The organism is Mycolicibacterium elephantis DSM 44368, from assembly GCF_004014805.1.
GTDB classification, from domain to species: domain Bacteria; phylum Actinomycetota; class Actinomycetes; order Mycobacteriales; family Mycobacteriaceae; genus Mycobacterium; species Mycobacterium elephantis.
Map to the genome: position 1 here is coordinate 1 of NZ_ATDN01000060.1, position 1,190 is coordinate 1,190.

The 1,190-nt window shown below is 59.9% G+C and carries 1 protein-coding gene; it reads left to right on the plus strand.

The genetic code is table 11. From position 1 onward, the window contains the following. A partial coding sequence (locus tag MELE44368_RS23810; RefSeq protein ID WP_164890210.1) for an amidohydrolase family protein occupies window positions 1-1,190 on the plus strand: 1,190 nt, incomplete at both ends.

Genomic DNA, 1,190 nt, shown 5'->3' on the forward strand with positions numbered 1-1,190 from the left:
ATGAACAAGGACGAGATGATCTTGGTCAGCGTTGATGATCACATCGTCGAGCCGCCGGATATGTTCAAGAATCATCTGCCGAAGAAGTATTTGGATGAGGCGCCGCGGTTGGTGCATAACGCCGATGGGTCGGATACGTGGCAGTTTCGGGATGTGGTGATTCCGAATGTGGCACTCAATGCGGTGGCGGGTCGTCCGAAGGAGGAGTACGGGCTCGAGCCGCAGGGTCTGGATGAGATTCGGCCGGGGTGTTGGCAGGTTGATGAGCGCATCAAGGACATGAATGCCGGCGGGATTTTGGGGTCGATGTGTTTTCCGTCGTTTCCGGGGTTTGCCGGGCGGTTGTTCGCCACGGAGGATCAGGAGTTTTCGCTGGCGTTGGTCAAGGCCTATAACGATTGGCATGTTGAGGAGTGGTGTGGGGCCTATCCGGCGCGGTTCATTCCGATGACGTTGCCGGTGATCTGGGATCCGGTGCAGTGTGCCAAGGAGATCCGGCGCAACGCTGAGCGTGGGGTGCATTCGCTGACGTTCACCGAGAATCCGGCGGCGATGGGTTATCCGAGTTTTCATGATTTCGATCATTGGAAGCCGATGTGGGATGCGCTGGTGGATACCGAGACGGTGCTCAATGTGCATATCGGGTCTTCGGGGCGGTTGGCGATCACCGCCCCGGATGCCCCGATGGATGTGATGATCACGCTGCAGCCGATGAATATCGTGCAGGCCGCCGCCGATCTGTTGTGGTCGCGCCCGATCAAGCAGTATCCGACGCTGAAGATCGCGCTGTCTGAGGGCGGTACCGGCTGGATTCCGTACTTTTTGGAGCGGGTGGATCGCACCTATGAGATGCATTCGACCTGGACCGGTCAGGACTTCGGCGGCAAGCTGCCCAGCGAGGTGTTCCGCGAGCATTTCTTGACCTGTTTTATCGCCGATCCGGTCGGGGTGGCCACCCGCGACAAGATCGGGGTGGACAACATCTGCTGGGAGGCCGACTACCCGCACAGCGACTCGATGTGGCCCGGGGCCCCCGAGCAGCTGCACGAGGTGCTCAGCGCCAACCACGTCCCCGACGACGAGATCAACAAGATCACCTACCAGAACGCCATGCGCTGGTATCACTGGGACCCGTTCACCCACATTCCCAAAGACCAAGCCACCGTCGGCGCCTTGAGGAAGGCCGCCGA